Origin of the sequence: Halomicrobium zhouii (genome assembly GCF_900114435.1) — an archaeon.
GTDB lineage: Archaea > Halobacteriota > Halobacteria > Halobacteriales > Haloarculaceae > Halomicrobium > Halomicrobium zhouii.
Map to the genome: position 1 here is coordinate 814,409 of NZ_FOZK01000001.1, position 22,001 is coordinate 836,409.

Consider the following 22,001-nt stretch of genomic DNA (forward strand, 5'->3'; position numbering starts at 1 on the left):
AGTCGGTGCGAGTCAACGCCGACCGGCAGTTTCTGGCGAACGTCCGTCACTCACCGCCCCATTCACGGATCGGCGGGATCAGTTCGAGCGTCGCCGCGGCGAGGTAGAGGCCGACGGCGATCAGCGCGACGCTGACTGCGACGCCGGCCAACCCGGCTCCGGTGGACCCGGCCGAGGCCACCACGCCGAGTAACCCGACGTACGCGATCACGAAGGCGACGCCCACCAGGAGGACGGTGCCGATAACGCCGAGGATGGCGTCCTCGACGGCCTTCCTGACGACGGTGTAGAGGACGGCCTCGTCGATTTCGGCGGCCGCTCCGCCGTCCGCTACCGGCCCGCTGTGCGCAGTGCCGTCACCGCTTCCGTCGGGGACCATATAATCCGGAGTCTCCGTCGAGCGAAATAAGTTCAGGGGTGGCGATTCTGTCGATGACCGCCGACCTGATCGGCGATCCACGTCGGTCGTGACGAGACGCACCTGTGGGACCGTGCTCGATATGACAACGGAGTTCGATTCGGGCGACATCGACGTCGCCTGCTTGCACTGGAGCCGCCGGTGTCGTCAAAGGCGTCGAGCGCGTACCGGGGACCACTATGGAAGCCACCGCCCGAGAGACACTCTACAAAGCGCCCCGAACGGACGTGATACAGGATCAAGGGCAGTTCAGGACGCACTTCAACTTTCCCGGCCGAAACCTGCCGGACCACGACGACCACGGCTACGGCCCGCTGGCGACCGTCGTCGAGTCGTTCATGGACCCGGACACGCTCATCGGGATGCATCCCCACCGGAACGAGGAGATAATCTCGTGGGTGCCCGACGGCGTCATGCGCCACGACGACGGCGAGGGGAACAAGCTCGTCACCGACGCGGACCACCTGATGGTGATGGGTGCGGGCACCGAGTTCTGGCACGAGGAGCGCACGCTCGCCGAGGACCCGCCGCTCCGGATGCTCCAGATCTTCGTGCGCCCGCACAGCCTCGACCTCCAGCCGCAGATCCAGCACGAACCCGTCCCGGACCCCGTCGCCGACGAGTGGCGACACCTCTTCGGGCCCGAGGACTCGGACGCGCCTCTTTCGGTGCGCAACGAGGTGGACTTCTACGACGCCCACCTCGAGGAGGGGGCCAGCGACGACCTCCCCCAGATTGCCGGGCGGGACGCGTACTTCTACATCTTCGAGGGCACAGTAGAGGCCGCCGACGCGCGCTTCGAGGAGGGAGAGAGCGGGCTGCTCGTCGACGACGACGGGCTGACACTCACGGCACGGGAGGACGCGCTGGTCGTGGCCTTCCTGATCGACCCGGACGCGCCCGTCACCCGGCAGGGAACGATCGGTCGCTGAGTGGTCGCCAGCGCGGCGACGAGTAGTGAGACTCCGTCAGTCGAGCAGCGAACGAACTTCGTCCGCAAGCCCCGCACCGATGGCTTCCATCCCCGCGTCGCCGGGGTGGAGCAGGTCGGTCGTCAGGCCGGTGGCGTCCAGCAGGTCGGGGCCCTCGACGAGGTGGACGTTGTCCGTCGCGCAACTTTCGACGGCCGACCGGAGCGACGACCGGAACGCCGCCGCGCGCTCACGGTCGCCGTCCCGGACGAGATCCTCGTGGTAGGGGAACAGCGTCACGCAGACGACCGGCTTCCCGGGGTTGGATTCGACGACGGTCCGGACGAAGGCGCGGACGCGCTCGTCGAACTGCGCCTCGGTGAACCCCCTGTTTGCCATGTTCACCGACAGCGCGAGCGTCGCCACGTCCCAGTCGTCGCGGTTCGCGAGGTACTCTGCCATCGCCGGTTCGCAGAAGGCCGACCCCGACGCCCCGAGGTTGACCGGGTCGACGCCCAGGCGGCGGGCGACTCGCGAGACGTACGTGAGGTGACTGGCCGAGGCGGCGGCGCCCTCGGTGATAGAGGTCCCGTGGGCGAGGTACCGCGTGTCCGGGAGTTCCTCGTCCGTCGGCGGGCGGCACGCCCCCGCGACGTCGTGGACGGCGACGGGTTCCCAGGCGTCGAACCGCAGGCGACAGACGCGCGGGTCGAACGCGCCCGTCGCTACTTCGTCGTCGAGCGCGCTGATTCGGTCCGGCACTGTCAGTCGTACCGTCTTCGGGACAGGGCCGAACTCCACGGGCTCCTCGCCCTGGAAGTCACCCCAGAACGGGCGGAGCACGGTTCTCCCCTGCGCCGAGACCGTCACCCGGACCGTCGCGTCGTCCGCCTCCGGGACGAACCGGAGTTCGCTGTTCGTCGGGTGGCCCATCCGCTCGCGGGCGTCGACGTTGAGTTCGCGCCCGAGGCCGCCGGGAGCGCGACGCAGCCGGTGGCCCCCGGGACTCCACGGCGCCGCGGCCGTCTCGGCGACGTTGTGGAGCGCGGCACCGGGCAGTTCGTCGTGGATCATACGTTGCGTCACACTGCCCCCGTATGATATGTATGCCGACTGGCCGCGCTCGTGTGGTGAGTGAGTATGTGAATTTAACGGGTGATTTGGTGAGAGGGTGCTGGAAGAAATGAGACTGTTAACACCCAGAAAGCCCTCGACGCGCTCTCTGGAGCCAGAATCGAGACCGCAAACAATCAGAAAGCCCTCGGCGCGCTCGGGTCGCGGGGACCACCTTGCGCTCCTCACTCCGTTGCGGTGCTAAGGGGTCCCGGCTTCCCCGACCCCGCCTCGCCCTTTCAGTCCTCCAGGACGGCACAGCACCACAGCCCTGCCCTTCCCCTGGTCGCGCGATGAAACGCGCTCCCGGCCGGGCGGTTGCGGGCTGCCAGGAAGTGTGATTCGCGCCGGACGGCGCGAATCCGGGGAGGTGTGGGGAGGCAACCGCGAGCACCTCCGTGGCGCGAGCGATGCTGATCCTGGAGGATTGAAAGGGCGAGGCTCGGTGAACGAAGCACGGACCCATAAGCACCGCAGCGAAGCGAGGAGCGCAGTGCGGTCCGCGCGAGTTCAGCGGGCCGAGGGCTTTCCTTTGTTGACGGTCTCGATTCTGTCTGCAGAGAGCGTGCGGATGGCTTTCGGGGTGTTTGAACTCATGCTCACTGCTGAAACGCCGAACTCCACTGATCGCTCACTGCACACACCGTATCGGCCGGGACCGGAACTTCCGAAACGCCGATCTCGAACTCACTCACTCGTCGGCGAAGATCTCCCGGACGACCGACTCGATGTCGCGTTCGGCAGACCAGCCGAGTTTCTCCCGAGCGCGTGAGGTGTCGACTTCGAAGGTGTCCGTCAGCGTCTCGTCGTCGGCCCGCGGGTTCTCGACGAGTGTGACCTCGGGCCGCTCGCCCGCGTGTTCGGCGGCGACGTCGGCGACGAGGTTGGCCACCGTCTCGACGCTGGGGTCCTCGTCGCTGGCGACCTCGTACTTCTCGACGCCCGTCTCGCCGGCCTCGAGCTGGTCGAGCAGGCGCTCGCAGCTGCGGACGTACGCGCGGGCGACGTCGACGACGTGGACGTAGTTGCGCGACTGGGTCCCCGGTTCGTACACCGTCAGCGGCTCGCCGGCTTTCGCGCGGGAGACGAAGAAGTTGATGACGGTCCCCTTGGAGACGGTGGTCCCGTCGACGTCGTGGGACCCGTAGAGGTTCGAGATCATGTACTGGTGGGCCGGGAAGGCGCCCTCGGCGAACGTGTCGATGGCGCGCTCGCTGAGGAGCTTGGTCCGGCCGTACCAGTTCATGGGGCCGCGGGGCTGGTCGACGGTGATGGGGAACGATTCGGGGTCGCCCAGCACGGCCATGCTGAACGGGAACACCAGGCCGGCGCCCGATTTTCGGCAGAACCAGGCGACGTTGTTGGTGCCCTGGACGTTGACGTCGTAGGCCAGGTCCTGGTTCTCCTCGCAGTCGTCGACGCCGCTGACGGCGGCGAGGTGGAGGACGATATCGGCGCCCTCCAGTGCGGCCTCCAGGCGGTCCCGGTTTCGGATGTCGACGTGGTCGACGTCGAGGTCGCCGATGGAGCGGACCTTGGCGAGGTAGAAGTTATCGATGGCGGTCAGTTCCCAGTCGGGATGTGCTTCCTGTATCTCTCTGGCGACGCGAGAGCCGATGTAGCCCGCGGCGCCGGTTATCGCGATGTGTGGTTCGTCAGTCATTGGTTTCGTCTGGTGTGTCGGTCATTGCTGGCTCGCCGGGCCGTCGGCGAACCGTCGTTGCAGGTCGCGGACGCCCTCGCGGAGCGTCCACGACGGTTCGAAGCCCGTCTCCGCGAGGCGGTCGAAGTTGACGTGGTAGGACGGGCCGGGGTGTTCGTCTTCGAGGTAGGTGACGTCGACCGGGCCGACCTCCTCGCGGACGAGTTCGGCGACGTCGGCGATCTGGAAGTTACCGTCGTTGGTCCCGACGTTGTAGACGCGGTGGTCCCAGCGGTCGGGTTCGAGCGCGGCGTGAGCGTACGCGCGAGCGGCGTCTTCGACGTGGATGAAGGGGCGCCAGTTCGAGCCGTCGCCGTAGACCGTCAGCGAGCGGCCGGTCAGTGCACGGAAGACGAAGTAGTTCACGACGAGGTTGAACCGGACGGCGGGGGAGTAGCCGTAGTTGGTCGCCATCCGCAGGGCCGTCCCGTCCATCCCGAACTCCTCGCAGTACTCCGCGAGCAACTCCTCGGACTGCAGCTTCGTCTCGGCGTAGGGGTTGATCGGGTCGGCCTCGGTCGTCTCGTCGATGTCCCGGCTGGTCGCCCGGCCGTAGACGTTACAGGAGGAGGCGAGCACGACGTCGTCGACGCCGAACTTGCCCGCGGCGGTCAGCACGTTCTCCGTGCCCTCGTAGTTGACCGCGAAGGTCTCGTCCCGTCGGTCGTGGGTGCTCGCGGCGCCGGTGATGGCCGCGAGGTGGACGACGGCGTCGACGTCTCTGGTCGCGCTCTCGACGTCGCCGTACTCCCGGACGTCGCCCCGGCGAAACTCTAGGGAGTCACCGACCGCCCCCAGCAAGGAGCGGGGCGCCCCATCCGAGAGGTTGTCCAGGAGCACGATCCGGTCGACGCGCTCGTCGTCCTGCAGGAGCGGGACGAGCGCGCTCCCGATGTAGCCGCAGGCGCCGGTGACCAGGACGTCCATCGGCCGTTCAGTCCTCCGACTCTTCGAGAACGCCCGGGAGGAACCGGTCCTCGTGGGCCTCGATGGTGTCGGCGTAGCGGGTGAGCGTCTCGAAGATGTCCTGGACCCCGTCCTCGAAGGTCTGGGCCTGCTCGCCGATCAGGTCGGCGTAGCGGTCGTCCTCGATCTCCATCTTGTGGGTCTCGTCCTCGTCACGGGGGTTCTCGAAGTGCTCGACGGCGACGTCGAGGTCGAACTCCGACCCGACGTCGGCGATGGTCTCGGCGATCTCGACGATGCTGATCGCGCGCGTGACCTGGTTGTAGACGGTGAGCCCCTCCGGGCGGTCGTCGAGGTCCGCGACGGCGAGCTGGGCGAGGCCCTCGACGGCGTCCTCCAGCGAGACGAACGGCTTGCGCTGTTCGCCCTTCCCGTACACCGTCACGGGGTAGCCGGCGACGGCCTGGGCGCAGAAGCGGTGCGTGACCGTCCCGAAGTAGTAGTCGAAGTCGAAGCGCGTCTTCAGGCGGTCGTCCTCGCGGGTCTCCGCGGTCTCGGTCCCGTAGACGATGGCGGTCCGGACGTCCGAGACGGGAATGTCGAACTGCTTGTGGGCCAGCCGCATGTTGGCCGCGTCGTGGGACTTGGTGAGGTGGTACCAGCTCCCCGCCATCGCCGGGAACGGCACGTCGTCGCGCTCGCCCTGGTTCTCCATCGTCGCGCCGCCCTCGGGGATGGGGAACTCGGGGGCGCCGTAGACGCCCGTCGTCGTCGTCTCGACGAAGTGGGTGTCGGTGAGGTCGTGCTCTTCGAGGCCCCACAGCAGGTTCCGCGTGGCCTGCATGTTGTTGTGCTGGGTGTAGTTCGCCCGCTCGCCGTTGATCTGGGAGTAGGGCGCCGAGGGCTGGGCCGCGGCGTGGATGATCGTCTCCGGTTCGTGAACCTGGAGCAGTTCGTCGACGAAGCTCTTCTCGACGAGGTCGCCCTCGACGAAGGAGATGTTGTCGAGGCCGTGGACCTCGCGTGCGGCCTCCAGGCGCTCGTCGATACTGGCGACTGGCGTCGCGCTCGTCGCGCCCGTCTCCTCGACCCACTCCCGTCGGCCGAAGTTGTCCACGAGCAGCACTCGGTCGTCCGTCCGGTCCGCGATTCGCAGTGCGGCGGGCCACCCGACGTAGCCGTCGCCGCCAGTGACGAGGATCGTCATTAGTTACTCAAATCGTGAGTAACACGCCAGTGGCAAGTACTTTTCCCTCGGGCGGGGCCGAGAACGCAATCCTTAGGCGTCCACTCGCCCCCACTCTATCCAATGAGTCACTTCGAGGTCCGCCACTACGACGCCGCGGGGCGGCTGGGCGAACTCACCGTGCCCCGCCGCGGCGTCACGGTCGAGACCCCCGCGCTCCTCCCGGTCGTCAACCCGCACGTCCAGACCGTGTCGCCGGCGACCCTCGAATCCGAGTTCGGCGCCGAGATCCTGATCACCAACAGCTACGTCCTCCACGGGAGCGACGACCTGCGAGAGCCCGCGCTGGAGCAGGGCCTCCACGACCTGCTGGAGTTCTCGGGCGCCATCATGACCGACTCCGGCTCGTTCCAGCTCGCCGAGTACGGCGACATCACCGTCACCACCGAGGAGATCCTCCAGTTCCAGCACGACATCGGGAGCGACATCGGGACGCCCGTGGACATCCCCACGCCGCCGGACGTCGAGCGCGAGCAGGCGGAGGAAGAGCTCGCGACCACGCAGGAGCGCCTCGAACTCGCCGAGACCGTCGACGTCGGCGAGATGCTCGTCACCGCGCCGGTCCAGGGGTCGACCTACCCCGACCTCCGGGAGGCCGCCGCCGAACACGCCGACGGCACCTCGCTCGACGTCTTCCCGCTGGGTGCGGTCGTGCCGCTGATGAACGAGTACCGCTACGCCGACCTGGTCGACGTCGTCGCCGCCTGCAAGCGCGGCCTCGGCGAGAATCGACCGGTGCACCTCTTCGGCGCGGGCCACCCGATGATGTTCGCGCTGGCCGTCGCGCTAGGCTGTGACCTGTTCGACTCGGCCGCATACGCCCTCTATGCCCGCGACGGCCGCTACCTGACGGTCCGGGGCACCGAACACCTCGACGACATGGAGTACTTCCCGTGTCACTGTCCGGTCTGTGCGGAGTACACGCCCGAGGCCCTGCGGGGGATGACCGACCGCGAGACCGAGGAACTGCTCGCCCGCCATAACCTCCACGTCACCTACGGCGAAATCCGCACTATCAAGCAGGCCATCCGCGACGGCGACCTGCTGGAACTCGTCGAGTCGCGCGCTCGCGCCCACCCGGACATGCTCGATGGGTACCGGACTCTGCTGGACCACGCTGACCAGCTGGAGGAGACGGACCCCGTCTCCAAGGACACGTTCTTCTACCTCTCGACGGAGAGCGCCCGCCGGCCCGAGGTCGTGCGCCACCACCGGCGCCTCGACCGGTTCGACCTCTCGGGCGACGTGTTCGTCACCGAGGGAAGCCGGAGCGACGAGTTCGACGAGAACTGGCGCATCGCCGCGCCCTTCGGCCCCTATCCGCGCGAACTGAGCGAGACGTACCCCTTCACGGCGGAGGTTCCCGAGAATCTCGAACCGCAGGCCTACGAGGCGGCGGCCGACGGCCTGGCCCGCCTCGTCGAACTGAACCCCGACGCCGCGTTCACGCTCGGTCACGATCGCTGGCCGGCGTCGGCGCTGGACCGGGTGCCCGACCGGGTCGACGTGCGGAACCTCGCCGAGCGACGGGACGAGAACCCCTCCGGCTAGATCCCCTCCGTCGTCCGCGTCTGGTCGGTCGCGATCGTCTCGGTTTCTGTCGTCCCGTTCGCCGTCTCGGTGGCCGTCGTCTCGTTCGCCGTCTCGGCGCCCGCCGACTCGGTGGTCGTTTCGTTCCCCGTGCTCTCGCCAGCGCCGCCACCGCCGCCGCCGTCGCCGCCACCCGGTGTCGGCGTCTCGACCTGGGGCTGACTGATCTCGTCCCCTTCGCCGGCAGGGACGAGCCGGTAGACCTCGCCGCCGTCGCCGATGATCCGTCCCGTGCGGCTGGCCAGCACGTAGAGGTTTCCGTCGGCGTCGCGGCCGAAGGCGTTGATGAACCGGTTCAGTCGCTCGCCCTCGCCGCCCTGGATCAGCACCTCCTCGAAGGGCCAGGGCTGTTCGTCCGGGAGCAACTGATCGTCCCCGCCGCTTCCTGGCGTCGCCGCCCCTCCTTCGCCCGCCGGACTCGCGGTCGCCGTCGCCGTCGGGCTCCCGGCGCCTGTCTCGGTCCCGGCGGCCTGCCCGCCGTCCATCGACGCGACGAAGATCCGTCCCTGGGGCTCCGCGAAGCTCCTCGACCAGTCGCCGAAGACGTACCGGCCGGCGAGGTCGGAGAGCGCCTCGTTCCGGTAGACGTAGCCGCCGGTGACCGAGATGCCGACGCTCGTCCCCTGGTACGTATGGGGGTATTCCAGGACGGGGTCGCGGAGCGGCCGGCCGTCGTGGGGCGGAGCGGCGGGCGCCGTCGTCGGGCACTGCGCGGGCGGTTCCGTCGGGTTCGCGGCGTCGAAGCAGTGGAACCCCTCGCGGACGTTCCAGCCGTAGTTGCCGCCCGACTCGATCACGTCGACCTCCTCGAAGAGGTCCTGGCCGACGTCGGCCGCGATCAGGGTGTCGCCGTCGAACGACATCCGCCAGGGATTGCGCAGCCCGTAGGCGTAGATCTCGTCCATCCCACCGGTGCCGACGAAGGGGTTGTCGTCGGGGACGGCGTAGGGCGTCGCGCCGGGCCGTCCGTCGTCGGTCGCCGGCGCGCCCGCGTCCACGTCCAGCCGGAGGACTTTCCCGAGCAGGTTCGCCCGCACGTTCTGGGCGTTGCCGCCCTCGTTCCCGTCGTACCAGTCCTCGACGTGGCCGAGGCCGACGTCGTTGGCGTTGCCGCCGTCGCCGACGGTGGTGTAGAGATAGCCGTCGGGGCCGAACGTCACCGCGCCGCCGTTGTGGTTGAACTGCGGGCTGGGGACCTCGAGGAGCACCCGCTCCGAGTTCCGGTCGATCCCCAGTTGCGACCCGGAGCCGACAGCCCGGAACTCCGAGAGCACCTCGACGTGGTCCCAGTCGTCGGGGAACTCGCGGTCGCCCGGCCCGACGAGGCCGTCGTCGTAGTACGGGCCGTCAGCGCTGTACCGGAGGAAGAGTCGACCGTTCTCGGTGAACTCGGGGTGGAAGGCCAGGCCGAGCAGTCCGCGCTCGTCGAAACCGCCCTCCATCCCGATGGCGAGCGTGGGGCCGATATCGAGCAACGGGTCGGCCCGTAACTCGCCGTCCGCCAGGAGGTAGAGCTGGCCAGTCTGGTCGACGACGACGTGGGCCCCGTTCTGTCCGGGAACCGACTCGAGCGCCACGGGGTTCGTCAGCGGACCGTCGGCCACCAGTTCGGCGCCGACGGTCGGGCCCTCGGGGACGAATCCGCCCGTCCCCGGCGTGGCCGTCCCTGTCTCCGCCGTCGGCGTCGCCGTCTCGCCGCCCGCAACCTGCACGTCGCCGACCATCGAGGACGGGTGGATGGTACAGATATACTGGGCCATCTCCGCGGTCGCGGTAAACGTCAGCGACAGGGTCGCGCCCTGTTCGTCGACGACTTCGGTCCCGACGATCCGCTCGCCGTCGGCGTCCTGGATGACGAAGTCGTGTGGCGCGCCGTCGAGGTTCTCCCAGACCACCTCGTACTCCGTGCCGGCCTCGAGTTCCAGCGTCGGGTTGGTCTCGCCCTCGATGGCAGCGGGCGACCGGCCCTGCCAGCCGGCGACCTCGCCGCCGAACTCGAAAGTGGTCGACGATTGCTGTGCGTAGGCGAACCCGCCCACGCCCGCCAGCCCAGTCAGCCCCGTCGCGGCCAGGAACCGCCGTCGCGACGTCCGTGCGTCCGGTTCCGCCTGTCCTCGGTCGTCTTCGTCGGGTGTGTCTTCCGGAGTCATGCCTCGTCCCACCGTCGTCCCCGAGTTCCAAAAGAAAACGCAGCGTACCGCGAACCGGACGCGTGAACGCCGGAACCGACAGACTGTGGCGGATTTTCCGGGAGCGACCAACGGCGTGGTCCACACCACTCCGGCGGCGACCGGAAGAGAAACGTGAACGTATCACACGAAAGCGACTCGTAAGCCGAAATAACCGACAGCTGGAGCGCTGACAGGGACGCTCGGGGAGTGGCCGGAGCGGTGTGGACCACCACCGAACGCGGTCGACTAGTGAGAGCCATCGCGGTGGCAACGAACTGGAGAGCAGCCACCGGTGAGGTCCCGGCTGAGGATAACAAGATAGTTGCCGCCCCGCGCCCCAGACCGACCATGACCGACCACTTCGAAGTCCACGAGCGCGACGGGGCCGCGCGGGTGGGCGAACTCCGCCTGGCCGACTCGCACGTCACGCCCCGCCTCGCGGACGACGTCGTCGCGGACGCGGGCAGTCTCTGGCCCGAAGGTCGCAACGTCCCCGAGGGTGACGATTCCGTCCTCACCGTCCTGCCGCACCGCGGCCTCCCTGCGGGAACGCCCGACGAGGTCGAGGAGGCTTTCGCCGTCGACTACCCGGACGTCGACTTCCCCAGCGCCGCCGTCGTCTCGCCTGACTCCGCAGCGGACCACCAAACCGACGCCTACGTCCTCTCTGGCGCGACGGGCTACGTCGGCCACGCGAGCGCGTTCGTCGACGCCGTCGTCCAGACGCGCGAGGCGACGCCAGCCGACACCGCGCTCTATCTTCCCGGCGTCGCCACGCCCCGGAACGTCGCCACCCTCGTGTACGCCGGCGTCGACTTGGTCGATACGGACCGCGCCGTCGTGCGCGGGACCCAGGGCCGCTACCTCACGACCGACGAGGCGTACTTCCTCGAAGACCTGGACGAACTCCCCTGCTCGTGTCCGGCGTGTCAGGTCCCCCGCGAGGAGTTCGACCGCGAGGCCTGCGTCGAGCACAACGTCAACGCGCTGGAAGCCGAACTCAAGCGCGTCCGCCGACGAATCCGGGACGGGCGTCTGCGGGACTACATCGAAGGGCAGGTCCGGCAGGACCAGTGGCTCACCGCGACGATGCGACGGCTCGACCAGCAGTACGGCTACCTCGAACAGCGCACCCCGGTCCTCCGTCGCGAAGAGATCACCGCCGCCACCGAGGACACCCTGCGCCGCGTCGAGATCCAGCGCTTCGCCGAGCGCGTCACCACCCGCTATCGGTGCCGGTTCGACGAGCAACCCCTCGTCATTGTCCCCTGTTCGGCCCGCAAACCCTACAGCGATTCCCAGAGTCACAAACAGCTCCACGACGCCATCCAGTTCCGCGGGCACATGCTTTCGATGACCTCGCCCATCGGCGTCGTCCCCCAGGAACTCGAACTCACCTACCCCGCCCAGCACTACGATTCGGTCGTCACCGGGCGCTGGAGCGCCAACGAGATCGAGTTCGTCAGCGACGTGCTGGAGCGGTACCTCGAACGCAACGACTACCCCGAGGTCGTCGTCCACGTCCCCGGCGAGGGGTACCGCGAAATCTGCGAGCGCGTGGAGGAGTCGCTGGGCGTGGAGTTCACCTACACCGCCGTCGACCACCCGACGACGAGCGAGTCGCTCTCCAACCTCGCCGAGGCGATGGACGGCTACCCGAAGTACATGAAACGCGAGCGCGAGCACAACACGATCCGCGCCGTCGCCGACTACCAGTTCGGCGAGGGCGCCGGCGACGCGCTCTTCCCCGAAGACGTCCTGACGACCGAGGGTCGCTATCCACAGCTCCGGGCCCACGATTCCGAGGGCGAGCAACTCGCCGCGCTCGCCCAGGAGTACGGCGTCCTCGCGTTCGGTATCGAGGGTGCACGGCGGTGGGTCGATTCGGACGTTCCGGTCAAGCGCGTCGAGATCGACGACTTCGTCCCTCACGGCAGCGTGCTGGCGCCGGGCGTCGTCGACGCCAGCGACGACATCCGCGTCGGCGACGACGTGGTCGTCGAGGGCCCCTCCGCCTTCGCCGTCGGCCGCGCCGAGATGTCCGGCCCGGAGATGGCCGAATCGACGCGCGGCGTCGCCTGCGAGGTGCGCCACGGCGAGGAAAAGTAGCGACAGAGGACAGGTTCCGGATACTCGAATCGACCACCGGATAATCAGATCCAGCTGTCGTGACCACGGACGAAACCTATAGCCACTTGTCCTGCAGCCACGCCGTTCCGGCACCGGCAACGGCGGCAAGAGGGGTGGAGACGACACCAGCGAAGAGAAGTCCCATTATCGTGACAAACAACCCTTGGGTCAGGGCGGCGTCGAGATCCATCAGTTCGGTCAGTGCGACTCCGTCAGCCCCTGGTTCGATATTCAATTCGACGAACAAGTGGATCTGGATCAGCACCGCCCAGACGACGTTCAAGAGGCCGTTTGTGAAGTGTGAAAAGAAACCGACGAGCGCACCGACGATGGCACCTTGCCGGACCGTCACCAGTTCGGGAGTATTGACAGCGACGTACCAAGCGAGAAATCCCGTAACGGCGACCGAAACAGTAACCAGCCCGGGGACAAACGTGAGGTACACGATATCGAACGGGATTCCGAGCATACCGAAGACGCCACTCGCGAGGAGTGCGCGAGTCGTTCGCGGATCCAGCGATCCCTTCACAGTAGCTACCGTGACGTGCGATGTTGAGATAATGAGTGTTCCTCTTCGCAGCAGAGAACTGCCTAGTTACAGCAGTGGGTCTCACTCGGGAGACGCTCGCCGCCCGCATGTGGTGGAACGACCAAGAGGTCCCGGCCACGCCGTCCGCGATAGTTCCGAAGCCCGATGTCGGGCCCTCACTCCGCGCCGTCCGCCGCGGCGGCCCCGTCGGTCTCGTCGGCGCCCCCCTCGACGTCGCCGAGCAGTTCCTCGGCCCGGTCCCGGTCCTCGGGGTAGCCGACGTCCATCCGCCAGCCGTCCATCCGGATGGCGTCGATGGTGCGTCCGCTCTTGATCAGGAGGTCGACGGCGTCCGAAATCTCGTACTCGCCCCGGTTCGACGGCTGGACGAGGTGGCAGGCGTGGAGGATCGCCGGCGTGAACGTGTAGAAGCCCGTCATCACCAGGTTCGACGGCGGGTCCTCGGGCTTCTCGACGACGTCGACGATCTCGCCGTACTTGTTGGTGTCACAGACCCCGTAGCGCGAGGCCTCGTCCCACGGCACTTCCTCGACGAGGAAGGCGGCGTCGGCGCGGTCCTCGCGCTGGCGATTCAGGACGTCCTGGAGGTTCGCCTCGAAGATGTTGTCGCCCAGCATCAGCATGAAGTCGCCGTCGATGTGCTCCTCGACGGTGAGCAGGGCGTGGGCCAGCCCCTTCTGTTCGCGCTGGTGGGCGTAGGTGATGGGCACGCCCTGGAACTCGTCGTCGTAGTGGCTGATGATGACCTCTTTCTTGTAGCCGACGACGACGAGGAGTTCGTCGGCGCCCAGATCGACGAGCTGTTCGAAACAGTGGGTTAGGATGGGCTTTCCGTCGACTTCGACCATCCCCTTCGGCTTGTCTTCCGTGAGCGGGCGCAGGCGAGTGCCTTCCCCCGCGGCGAGGACCACAGCTTGCATGTTCCCACAGTGGACCGCAAGCCGGTAAAACTCTTGTCGATGCTCTGTCCCGTCGGCACCGCCGACGGCCGGTCGCAGGCGGCCGACGCGAGCGCAGTCGGCAGTACAAACCGAATTATCAAGTCCGGTCCCTGTCAACCACCGCCCATGAACGTCAGCATCGTCGGGAGCGGGTACGTCGGCACGACACTCGCGGCCTGTCTCGCCGACCTGGGGCACGAGGTCGTCAACGTCGACGTCGACGAGGACGTCGTCGCCACCATCAACGACGGCGAGGCACCGATCCACGAGCCCGGCCTCGACGAACTGCTCGAAGAGTGCGCCGGCGACCGACTCCGGGCGACGACGGACTACGACGCCATCCGCGAGACGGACGTCACCTTTCTCGCGCTGCCCACGCCCTCGCGCGAGGACGGCAGTATCGATCTGTCGATCATGGAGGCTGCCGCCGAATCGCTCGGGGAGGTCTTGGACGACAAAGACGGACACCTCGTCGTCGTCAAGAGCACGGTTATCCCGGGCAGCACCGACGAGAGCGTCGTCCCGGCCATCGAGGCCGGCGGCGACCTCACCCGCGGCGAGGAGTTCGAAGTCGCGATGAACCCCGAGTTCCTCCGGATGGGCACCGCCGTCGACGACTTCACCGACCCCGACAAGATCGTCTTCGGCGCCGACGAGGAGAGCGCGTACGACGCCCTCGACGCCGTCTACGAGCCCCTCGTCGAGCAGACCGGCGCCCCCGTCGTCCGGACCGGCATCCGCGAGGCGGAGATGATCAAGTACGCCAACAACGCCTTCCTCGCCTCGAAGGTCAGCCTCGTCAACGACCTGGGGAACGTCTGCAAGGAGTACGACGTCGACGCCTACGAGGTGGCCGACGCCATCGGCCTCGACGACCGCATCGGCGAACGATTCCTCCGCTCCGGTCTGGGGTGGGGAGGAAGCTGCTTTCCAAAAGACGTCGACGCCATCAGAGCCGCTGCGCGGGACGTAGGGTACGAGCCTGCGGTCCTCGACGCCGCCGTCGAGGTCAACGACGCCCAGCCCGAGCGCCTGCTCTCCCTGCTCGACGACCACGTCGACGTCGCCGGGAAGCGCGTGGCCGTCCTCGGCCTCTCGTTCAAGCCCGGCACCGACGACGTTCGGGGCACGCGCGCGATTCCGGTCATCGAGGGCCTGCGCGAGCGCGGCGCCGACGTCGTCGCCTACGACCCCGTCGCCGTGGAGTCGCTGCGCGAGTACGCGCCCGAGGTGGAGTTCGAGGCCGCCGACAGCGCCGCCGAGGCGCTGGAGGGCGCCCACGGGGCCGTCGTCGCCACCGACTGGGACGAGTTCGCCGCCCTCGACCATGAGTTCGACGCGATGGCCGAGCCCGTGGTGGTGGACGGTCGGCATATCGTCGAGCGGCGAGATGGAATTACGTACGAGGGACTGACCTGGTAAGGTGGAAGAGGAGAGTATAAATCGCGAGATTTAGTTACGAGACGGGAGGTTTACGCTTCTGGTTTGAAGCTGTCATAATATTGATCGTGCTCGCCGACGTCGTTCGTCACGATCAGGTCGAACGTGTAAACATAGGGAGTATCCCAGTTCTCTTCCACGACTTCACCCGTACGGTGAAGTGTATCGACTTTTTCGTCGTCGTAATTGTACTTCCGTATCTCCCACTCGTAGCTTTCGATGCTGCCCACCGGCGTCGTCGACTCGCTGGCGTCGAGTGTGATTGGATTCGGCGGCGAGATCTCTTCGGGGTAGACGTTAGCGACAGCGTTTGGCGTGGCATCGATAGGCGAGACCGTGACAGAATCCCGGTCCGTATTGCCGTTTGCATCTGTCACTTCCAGACCGACTGTCCACGGATTGTTGGAGAAACTCTCCTCGTACGTTTCACCCGTAGCACTCGGCCTGTTCTGTTCGAATAGCGGTGTCGTGTTATCCGTGTATTCCTCGTCCTCTTTGAGATACCAATCGTAGCTGACGATTTCTCCGCCAGCCACACTTGATCCACTCGCGTCGAACGTGATCGGGTTATAAACCGGATCCTGCGGAGAGTACTCTATATTTGCGACCGGTTCGGTTTCGACGGGCGTGAACGTGACCGTCTCCGTGGCCGTGTTGCCGGCAGAGTTCGTCACTTCGAGTTTGACCGACCAGGTCGTGCCCGACTCGAAACTATCCTCGTACGTTTCGGATTCCAGGACGTATTCGAACATCCCGTCGGAGTCCGGCTCCCCTTGCTTGTGATACCATTCGTAGCTCTCTATCTCTCCTTCCGGCGTACTCGAACCACTCCCGTCGAACGAGATAGGATTGGCGACCGGGTCCTGTGGGGAGTACTCGATGTTCGCCACCGGGTCACCGGTCTCGCCACCACTGTCATCACCGCTTCCCTCGATCGTCCCTTCTTTCGCGACGTCCTCGACCTCGCCGTCACTGAACTTCGCGAAGAGGCCCGCCGAGTAGGTCCCGGTCTGCTCGAACGTGACCGTCACTGACTGCCCCGATTTCCGCACCATCGTCCCGTCGGGTCGCGCGATGAACCACCGCCACTCGTCGACGAAGGCCGCGTTCCCGGTGAACGTCGTTTCCTCGCCGACGGTCGGCGGGTCGGGGTCGACGGAGATAGACAGCCCACCTGACTGCGCACTTGCCATGCCGCTCGTTCCGAGCAGCACACCAGCAGCCGTTCCGAAGGTAGCGAGTGCGCCGCGTCGTGTGCTCGATCCGATTCCAACTCCATCATCTGTCTCCTGGTTGTTATCTACCATCGGATTTGATTATAATTAGACACAACTTAAACTTATGTGATAACGTTAGAATGCTAGAATGTTAGTGTACCTTCTTGCAGTGGGGCGTAGTCAGTGAAACTCACGCAGTCCCGAAGGCGACGACAGTCCGACCGACAGAGGCCAGAGTGACAAGCGAGTAGCGACGAGCCGCCGGACCGGGCCGGTTTTACGCGTGCGGTGCCCAGAACCTGCCAATGAGTACGCCCAGTCCCGAAGTCTACGAGCAGGGCAAGGGCATGGACGCCCACAACCAGGCGATGCGGGAGTTCCGCTCGCGCAACGACGCGTCCTACGACCCCCGCGAGCCCACGCGCGTCTGGCTGGACGAGGACAACACGCCCGACGGCGTCTACCAGAGCCTGACGATCATCCTCAACACCGGCGGTTGCCGGTGGGCCCGCGCCGGCGGCTGCACGATGTGTGGTTACGTCGCCGAGAGCGTCGAGGGCGGTAGCGTCGCTCACGAGGACCTGATGGCCCAGGTCCGGCACTGCCTCGACCACGAAGCGGAGAACGCCGACGAGCAGGCCGGCCTCATCAAGATCTACACCTCCGGGAGCTTCCTCGACGAGCGCGAGGTGCCCGCCGAGACCCGGAAAGCGATCGCCGAGACGTTCGCTGACAGGGATCGAATCGTCGTCGAGTCGCTCCCCGACTTCGTCTCCGAGGAGAAGGTCGCCGACTTCGTGGACAACGGCCTCGAAACCGACGTCGCCGTCGGCCTGGAGACCGCCACCGACAGAGTTCGCCGGGACTGCGTGAACAAGTACTTCGAGTTCGCGGACTTCGAGGACGCGGCCGCGGCCGCCCAGCGCGCCGGCGGCGGCGTGAAGGCCTACCTCCTGATGAAGCCGCCCTTCCTCAGCGAGTCCGAAGCCGTCGAAGACATGAAGCGGTCCGTCCGCCGCTGTGCCGACGTCGAGGGGTGCCACACCGTCTCGATGAACCCCTGCAACGTCCAGAACTACACGATGGTCGCCGAACTCTATCACGACGGCGGCTACCGCCCGCCGTGGCTCTGGTCGGTCTGTGACGTGCTGGAGTCGACGGCCGACGCCGACGTCATCGTCGTCTCGGACCCCGTCGGCCACGGTAGCGACCGCGGCCCGCACAACTGTGGCGACTGCGACGACCGTGCCCAGCGAGCGATCAAGGACTTCGACCTGCGCCAGGACCCGACCGTCTTCGATCAGGTCGAGTGCGAGTGCGAGCGGACCTGGGAGGTCGTGATGGACCGAGAGACGGGCTACTCGATGCCACTGGCGCGCTAGAAGGGGGCCGAACGCGATCTGAACTGGTGAGGGCAGTTTCACGCCGAGCGGGACAGATCGACGACGCTAGAGACGATGCGTTCGCTGTACTTTCACGGTCTCCAGGCAGAAGTGACTGTCTCGGACGTACGACTCTCGACTGTTCGGTTTCGCTCTTTCGAGAAACAGGGTGACTCACGGACGGCAGGGTGCCGTCGACGCCACGGTAAGGGGTGTGGGTGTGGGTGTGGGGATGTGGCGGTGAGATCGCCTGCGGGATGGCCTACGCGTTGTTCATGCGGGTGCTGGTGGTCGTACCGCAGACCATGCACTCGCTCACCCGATACGGTTCGCGGGAGAATTCCGCGTTCTCGGGCTGGGCACTCTCGGTCAGTATCTCGACGGAGACGTCGTGTGGCGTCGTCCGCTCACAGTTGGAACACGGCTCCGTCATGTCCGGTGCGCTGTTTGTCGCTGCCATCCTGTCCGATTAGAGGCCAGATAGTAGCATAAAAAGGGGGAACCGTTATGCGCCGTTCAGACGGTTTATCGAGGGACGGGGGCCGATTCTGGCAAACGACTGGTTCAGTGGCGCCGAGACTGTTCAGGTCGCGTTCTAATCGTCCAGATCTCCAGAGTAGCTGGTGAACGGCCGGTGGGTTTTTATAGGGGGTTGCTGGCCTGACGCCGAAGCCGTTTAACGGCCCCCGCTGCACCCCCGTGTATGGATCAGGTGTTCGCGCCGTGGCGCATCGAGTGGGTCGAACGTGACGACCCGGACGTCGACGTGGAGTGCGTCTTCTGTGACCTGCCGGCCCGAGAGGACGACCGGGAGAACCGCGTCGTCGCGCGCAACGACCACGCCTACGTGCTGTTGAACAACTACCCGTACAACCCGGGCCACGCGATGGTCATCCCGTTCGACCACACTGGCGACTATCGAGACCTGGACGAGACCACGCTGCTCGGCCACGCGCGACTGAAGCAGCGGACCTTCGACGCACTGGAAGCGGCCCTCGGCCCGGACGCGTTCAACGCGGGGCTCAACCTCGGCGGTGGCGCTGCGGGCGGGTCCATCGACGACCACCTCCACACCCACGTCGTCCCGCGATGGGAGGGTGACACCAACTTCATGCCCGTCGTCAGCGACACGCAGGTCATCGTCGAGGCCATCGCGGACACCTACGAGCGCCTGCACGAGGCCTTCGCCGGGCAGGACGGCGCCGTCGTCGCGGACGAGGACACGGCCGTCGCGTTCGACTGATCGCCCGACGGAGCGTTCGAACCGGGCCGATTTCCAGGATCTGGAAATCACCGGCCGGATCTTTTGGTCACCTGTCCGTCCTCAGCACTGTGCCAATGAGCGACAAATACCCTCCACAGTCGGGTCGGCGGCGGTTCGTCAAGGGAATGGTCGGCAGCGGCGTCGCCTCCGCGGGCGCCACGGGCGGTAGCGTCGTCGCGGACGTGACCACGAACGAGTCGGGTATCGACGCCGGGTCGACCCGGTTCGTCGGCATCGCCAACACCGCCGGGCCGGCCCCGCGCGGGATGCCGCTGATCCCGATCGAAATCGACGACGGCGAGGTGAAGGGCCGGTATCCCGAGACCGTCGAGAAGGAAACGGAGGACGGGAGCACCTACCAGAGCGCCGAGGAGGAACTGGGCGGGCTCACCTACTCCGTCAGGTGGTTCCAGTTCTGCGGCGTCGAGCGCGCAGCAGGGATCCAGCCGACTGCCGACCAGGACGACTTCCTCCGCGCGGGCGGCACCTACAGCTGGCAGGGGGAACTCGACTCCCGCGAGGTACTCCGCGTCGAGCACTTCGACGACTACGAGGAGTGGGGCAACGGCGTCGGGACGGCCGGACTCGGAAAGCCCGCGAAGGCCTACTGGCGCTCCGAGGGCGAGGACGTGACGGACATCCCGGTCATCGTGATGCGGAGCCCGGAGGTGCCGAAGATGATCGCTGGCGAGGGCAAGTACGCGAACCTCTCCGAGTCGGTCCGTACGTTCCTCGACGCCGCCACGGCGAACGGATTCGTCGCCTGGCTCGACAAGTGCACTCACTTCTGCTGTGTCCCGTCGTTCAAGGCCAGCGGGAGCGCGAAGTTCGGCGCCGAGAACAAGGTGTACTGCCAGTGCCACCAGTCGGTGTACGACCCGTTCAGCCCGCGACTGCTCACGTTCGCGGCCAGGCCCCGGCCCGAGCCCTGACGGATCGGCGTCGTAGCGGCGGTGTCGAGGTGGCGCTGTCGAGGCTACGCTTCCGAAGCGGCTTCGTCGCGATGGCGCTGTCGAAGCGGCTTTGTCGGGGGACACGAAACACTCAGTCCCATGTCGCGCCGGGCCGCGCTTCGCCGGGTCGCCCTCGTCATCCTGGCAGCCAACGTCCTGCTCGTCGTCCTCAAGGGCCTGGTCTGGCAGGCGACCGGCAGCCTCGCCGTCGGGTCCGAGGCGGTCAACAGCCTCGCCGACGCGACCTACAGCCTGGTCATCGTCGCGGGCATCTACCTGACGACCCAGCCCCCGGACTTCGAGCACCCCCACGGCCACGAGCGTATCGAGCCCTTCGTCTCGCTGTTCGTCGCCGTCGGCATCTTCGCCGCGGGCGGCGCCATCGTCTGGCAGGCCGCCCAGTCGCTTTTGAGCGGCGACGTCACCGTCTCACGCGGGCCGGCCGCGGTCGCGGTCCTGCTGTTCTCGGCCGCGCTGAAGTACGCACTGTACCGCTACTGCCTCTCTATCGGCACCGAACGCAACTCCCCGGCCGTCGTCGCGACGGCCAAGGACAACCGCAACGACATCCTGACGGCCGCGGCCGCGCTGGTCGGCGTCGTCGGCGCCTCGGCCGGCTTCCCGGTCCTCGACCCCATCGCCGCCATCGTCGTCGCGGTCGGCATCGTCTACACCGGCTACGAGGTGGTTCGGGACAACGTCGACTACCTCGTCGGCGCCGCCCCGCCCGAGGACCTCCGGGGCGAGATCATCCAGCGCGCGCTCGACCACCCCGACGTCGAGGGGGCCCACGACGCCATCGCCCACTACGTCGGCCCGGAGATCGACGTCAGCCTCCACGTCGAGGTCGAGGGCGACAAGACGCTGCGGGAGGCCCACGCCATCGAGTCGGCCGTCGTCCAGGCCATCGAAGACCTGCCGGAGGTCGACGACGCGTTCGTCCACGTCGACCCCAAGGAACTGGGCGAGTGGAAGCGCGACGAGGAGGTCGACCGGTACCTGGTGACCGAGGACGGGGAGGACTGACTCTGGGGACTAGGCGCCGGTAAAGGAGTACAGCACCGCCAGCAGGCCCGCGATGCTGACGGTGAGCGCCGCGAACTGCGCGGTTGCCGCACCGCCGGCGGCGAGCCCGACGGCTTGCTGGACGAGGAAGGAGACGGTCGTGAGCAGCAGGATGCCAACCGCGAGGTACAGCATCGGCCGGCTGTCGTTGCGCCGGTAGCCACGGTACCCCTGGTAGGCGACGAACGCGCCGGCCAGCGCCGTGACCGTCGCGGTGACCGTCGAGAGGCCGACGCCGACGGACTGGAGGGCGACGATCCCGAGCGAGAGCCCGGTCACGGCCGGTCGCCTCCGTGGGTGGCTGTGGATGTGCGGTCGGCGGCAGTGGTTCGGCTCATGGTCAGGTATGGTAGATGACGTAGGTGATCAGCGCGAGCCCGAGCAACTGGGTCAGGTTGGTCAGGACCGTCACCGTCCCGAGGCCCGTCCCGGTCAGCGAGGTGAGGAGGACGTTCAGGAGCAGGGGTGCGCCGCTGAGGAGGAGGATGCCGGCGGCCAGACCGGGCAGGGCGACGTCGCCCGTCTGGCTGTACCCCTGGATTCCCTTAACGAGGATGACGACGGAGAGGACGACGGACACCAGGATGCCCAGGAACGTCAGGAGGCTCAGCATCGTGGCGGATCCGGCCGTCGACTGGAGCACGAGCCCGGTCATTTGAGCCCCTCGAACAGTTCGGTAAAGCGGTCCGCCGCGTCGCGCTCGCGGCGCTCGATCTCTATCTGGTAGTCCCCGTCGTCCAGTTCGACCTCCAGCCGGGCGAGGCGGGCGCTGAACACTTCGTAGTGGTGGCCCTCCGGGTCCAGTTGCTGGGCGGCCTCGACCAGGTCCTGCTCGCGGAGGCGGTCGAGCCGTCGGTAGACGGTCGGCGGCGAGGCGTCACACCGCTCGGCCAGTTCTGAGGCCGACATTGGCTCGATGCTCGTGGCCGCGAGGATGGCCCGGGCGTACTCGTCGTCGAGCAGTTCGACGACCGTCGCCAGCTCGGTTTCCTCGCTCATCGC

21 protein-coding genes are annotated in these 22,001 nt (G+C 67.1%); 8 read left to right on the forward strand and 13 right to left on the reverse strand.

What is annotated here, in order from left to right:
* Positions 1–46: 46 nt before the first annotated feature.
* Positions 47–379 carry a hypothetical protein gene (locus tag BM337_RS03815; protein ID WP_089814056.1) on the reverse strand — a complete coding sequence of 111 codons (333 nt, stop codon included), beginning with the start codon at positions 377–379 and terminating at the stop codon, positions 47–49.
* Positions 380–597: 218 nt separating this feature from the next.
* Here BM337_RS03815 and BM337_RS03820 point away from each other — a divergent pair, with 218 nt between their 5' ends.
* Positions 598–1,350 carry a pirin family protein gene (locus tag BM337_RS03820; RefSeq protein WP_089814058.1) on the forward strand — a complete coding sequence of 251 codons (753 nt, stop codon included), beginning with the start codon at positions 598–600 and terminating at the stop codon, positions 1,348–1,350.
* Positions 1,351–1,386: 36 nt separating this feature from the next.
* Here BM337_RS03820 and BM337_RS03825 read toward each other — a convergent pair whose 3' ends face one another.
* The 4 genes from BM337_RS03825 to BM337_RS03840 form a co-directional block, all read right to left on the reverse strand.
* Complete coding sequence (locus BM337_RS03825; RefSeq protein ID WP_089814060.1) at positions 1,387–2,403, reverse strand: GDSL-type esterase/lipase family protein; 1,017 nt, start codon at positions 2,401–2,403, stop codon at positions 1,387–1,389.
* Between the two features lie 730 nt (positions 2,404–3,133).
* Positions 3,134–4,105, reverse strand: a complete 972-nt coding sequence (locus BM337_RS03830; protein ID WP_089814062.1) for an NAD-dependent epimerase/dehydratase family protein — start codon at positions 4,103–4,105, stop codon at positions 3,134–3,136.
* A gap of 21 nt (positions 4,106–4,126) precedes the next feature.
* Entirely contained in the window at positions 4,127–5,071 is a 945-nt protein-coding gene (locus BM337_RS03835) for an NAD-dependent epimerase/dehydratase family protein (protein WP_089814064.1), read from the reverse strand.
* A 7-nt stretch (positions 5,072–5,078) separates the two neighbouring features.
* Positions 5,079–6,257: an NAD-dependent epimerase/dehydratase family protein gene (locus tag BM337_RS03840; protein WP_089814066.1), complete on the reverse strand. Its 1,179-nt coding sequence runs from the start codon at positions 6,255–6,257 to the stop codon at positions 5,079–5,081.
* Between the two features lie 102 nt (positions 6,258–6,359).
* On the opposite strand from BM337_RS03840, the gene tgtA reads away from it, so the two are divergent.
* Positions 6,360–7,847, forward strand: coding sequence for a tRNA guanosine(15) transglycosylase TgtA (gene tgtA, locus BM337_RS03845; protein ID WP_089814068.1), 1,488 nt, complete (start codon positions 6,360–6,362; stop codon positions 7,845–7,847).
* On the opposite strand, the gene BM337_RS03850 is transcribed toward tgtA, so the two are convergent.
* On the reverse strand, positions 7,844–10,036 hold the full coding sequence (locus tag BM337_RS03850) for a PQQ-dependent sugar dehydrogenase (RefSeq protein ID WP_089814069.1): 2,193 nt from the start codon (positions 10,034–10,036) through the stop codon (positions 7,844–7,846). The two genes, tgtA and BM337_RS03850, sit on opposite strands and share 4 nt — an antisense overlap.
* A 369-nt stretch (positions 10,037–10,405) precedes the next feature.
* Here BM337_RS03850 and arcS point away from each other — a divergent pair, with 369 nt between their 5' ends.
* Complete coding sequence (gene arcS, locus BM337_RS03855; protein WP_089814071.1) at positions 10,406–12,166, forward strand: archaeosine synthase subunit alpha; 1,761 nt, start codon at positions 10,406–10,408, stop codon at positions 12,164–12,166.
* A 76-nt stretch (positions 12,167–12,242) separates the two neighbouring features.
* Here arcS and BM337_RS03860 read toward each other — a convergent pair whose 3' ends face one another.
* Together BM337_RS03860 and aglF are read right to left on the reverse strand one after the other, a co-directional pair.
* Positions 12,243–12,716 (reverse strand): hypothetical protein, encoded by a 474-nt coding sequence (locus BM337_RS03860; RefSeq protein ID WP_143117632.1) that lies wholly within the window; start codon positions 12,714–12,716, stop codon positions 12,243–12,245.
* Positions 12,717–12,892: 176 nt separating this feature from the next.
* On the reverse strand, positions 12,893–13,657 hold the full coding sequence (aglF, locus tag BM337_RS03865; protein ID WP_089814075.1) for a UTP--glucose-1-phosphate uridylyltransferase AglF: 765 nt from the start codon (positions 13,655–13,657) through the stop codon (positions 12,893–12,895).
* Positions 13,658–13,804: 147 nt separating this feature from the next.
* Between aglF and aglM the strand changes: the two genes are divergently transcribed.
* A complete protein-coding gene (aglM, locus tag BM337_RS03870; RefSeq protein ID WP_089814077.1) occupies positions 13,805–15,100 on the forward strand; it encodes a UDP-glucose 6-dehydrogenase AglM in 1,296 nt (431 codons plus the stop codon).
* A gap of 50 nt (positions 15,101–15,150) precedes the next feature.
* Here the strand turns inward: aglM and BM337_RS03875 are convergent, their stop codons facing one another.
* Positions 15,151–16,149, reverse strand: coding sequence for a PKD domain-containing protein (locus BM337_RS03875; RefSeq protein ID WP_143117633.1), 999 nt, complete (start codon positions 16,147–16,149; stop codon positions 15,151–15,153).
* A 491-nt stretch (positions 16,150–16,640) separates the two neighbouring features.
* On the opposite strand from BM337_RS03875, the gene BM337_RS03880 reads away from it, so the two are divergent.
* On the forward strand, positions 16,641–17,717 hold the full coding sequence (locus tag BM337_RS03880; RefSeq protein ID WP_089814081.1) for an archaeosine biosynthesis radical SAM protein RaSEA: 1,077 nt from the start codon (positions 16,641–16,643) through the stop codon (positions 17,715–17,717).
* A gap of 262 nt (positions 17,718–17,979) precedes the next feature.
* Here BM337_RS03880 and BM337_RS03885 read toward each other — a convergent pair whose 3' ends face one another.
* Complete coding sequence (locus tag BM337_RS03885; RefSeq protein WP_089814083.1) at positions 17,980–18,177, reverse strand: DUF7835 family putative zinc beta-ribbon protein; 198 nt, start codon at positions 18,175–18,177, stop codon at positions 17,980–17,982.
* A 243-nt stretch (positions 18,178–18,420) separates the two neighbouring features.
* Here BM337_RS03885 and BM337_RS03890 point away from each other — a divergent pair, with 243 nt between their 5' ends.
* The 3 genes from BM337_RS03890 to BM337_RS03900 all read left to right on the forward strand — a co-directional run bounded on the left by BM337_RS03890 (position 18,421) and on the right by BM337_RS03900 (position 20,960).
* Complete coding sequence (locus tag BM337_RS03890; RefSeq protein ID WP_089814084.1) at positions 18,421–18,960, forward strand: HIT family protein; 540 nt, start codon at positions 18,421–18,423, stop codon at positions 18,958–18,960.
* A gap of 89 nt (positions 18,961–19,049) precedes the next feature.
* On the forward strand, positions 19,050–19,913 hold the full coding sequence (locus BM337_RS03895; RefSeq protein ID WP_089814086.1) for a cytochrome B: 864 nt from the start codon (positions 19,050–19,052) through the stop codon (positions 19,911–19,913).
* A 120-nt stretch (positions 19,914–20,033) separates the two neighbouring features.
* Positions 20,034–20,960, forward strand: coding sequence for a cation diffusion facilitator family transporter (locus tag BM337_RS03900; protein WP_089814088.1), 927 nt, complete (start codon positions 20,034–20,036; stop codon positions 20,958–20,960).
* Between the two features lie 9 nt (positions 20,961–20,969).
* On the opposite strand, the gene BM337_RS03905 is transcribed toward BM337_RS03900, so the two are convergent.
* From BM337_RS03905 to BM337_RS03915, 3 genes are all read right to left on the reverse strand, one after another.
* Positions 20,970–21,278, reverse strand: a complete 309-nt coding sequence (locus BM337_RS03905) for a DUF7521 family protein (protein WP_245778597.1) — start codon at positions 21,276–21,278, stop codon at positions 20,970–20,972.
* Between the two features lie 61 nt (positions 21,279–21,339).
* Positions 21,340–21,654 carry a hypothetical protein gene (locus BM337_RS03910; protein ID WP_089814090.1) on the reverse strand — a complete coding sequence of 105 codons (315 nt, stop codon included), beginning with the start codon at positions 21,652–21,654 and terminating at the stop codon, positions 21,340–21,342.
* Complete coding sequence (locus BM337_RS03915) at positions 21,651–21,998, reverse strand: ArsR/SmtB family transcription factor (RefSeq protein WP_089814092.1); 348 nt, start codon at positions 21,996–21,998, stop codon at positions 21,651–21,653. The genes BM337_RS03910 and BM337_RS03915 overlap by 4 nt, the downstream gene beginning before the upstream one ends.
* Between the last annotated feature and the right edge of the window lie 3 nt (positions 21,999–22,001).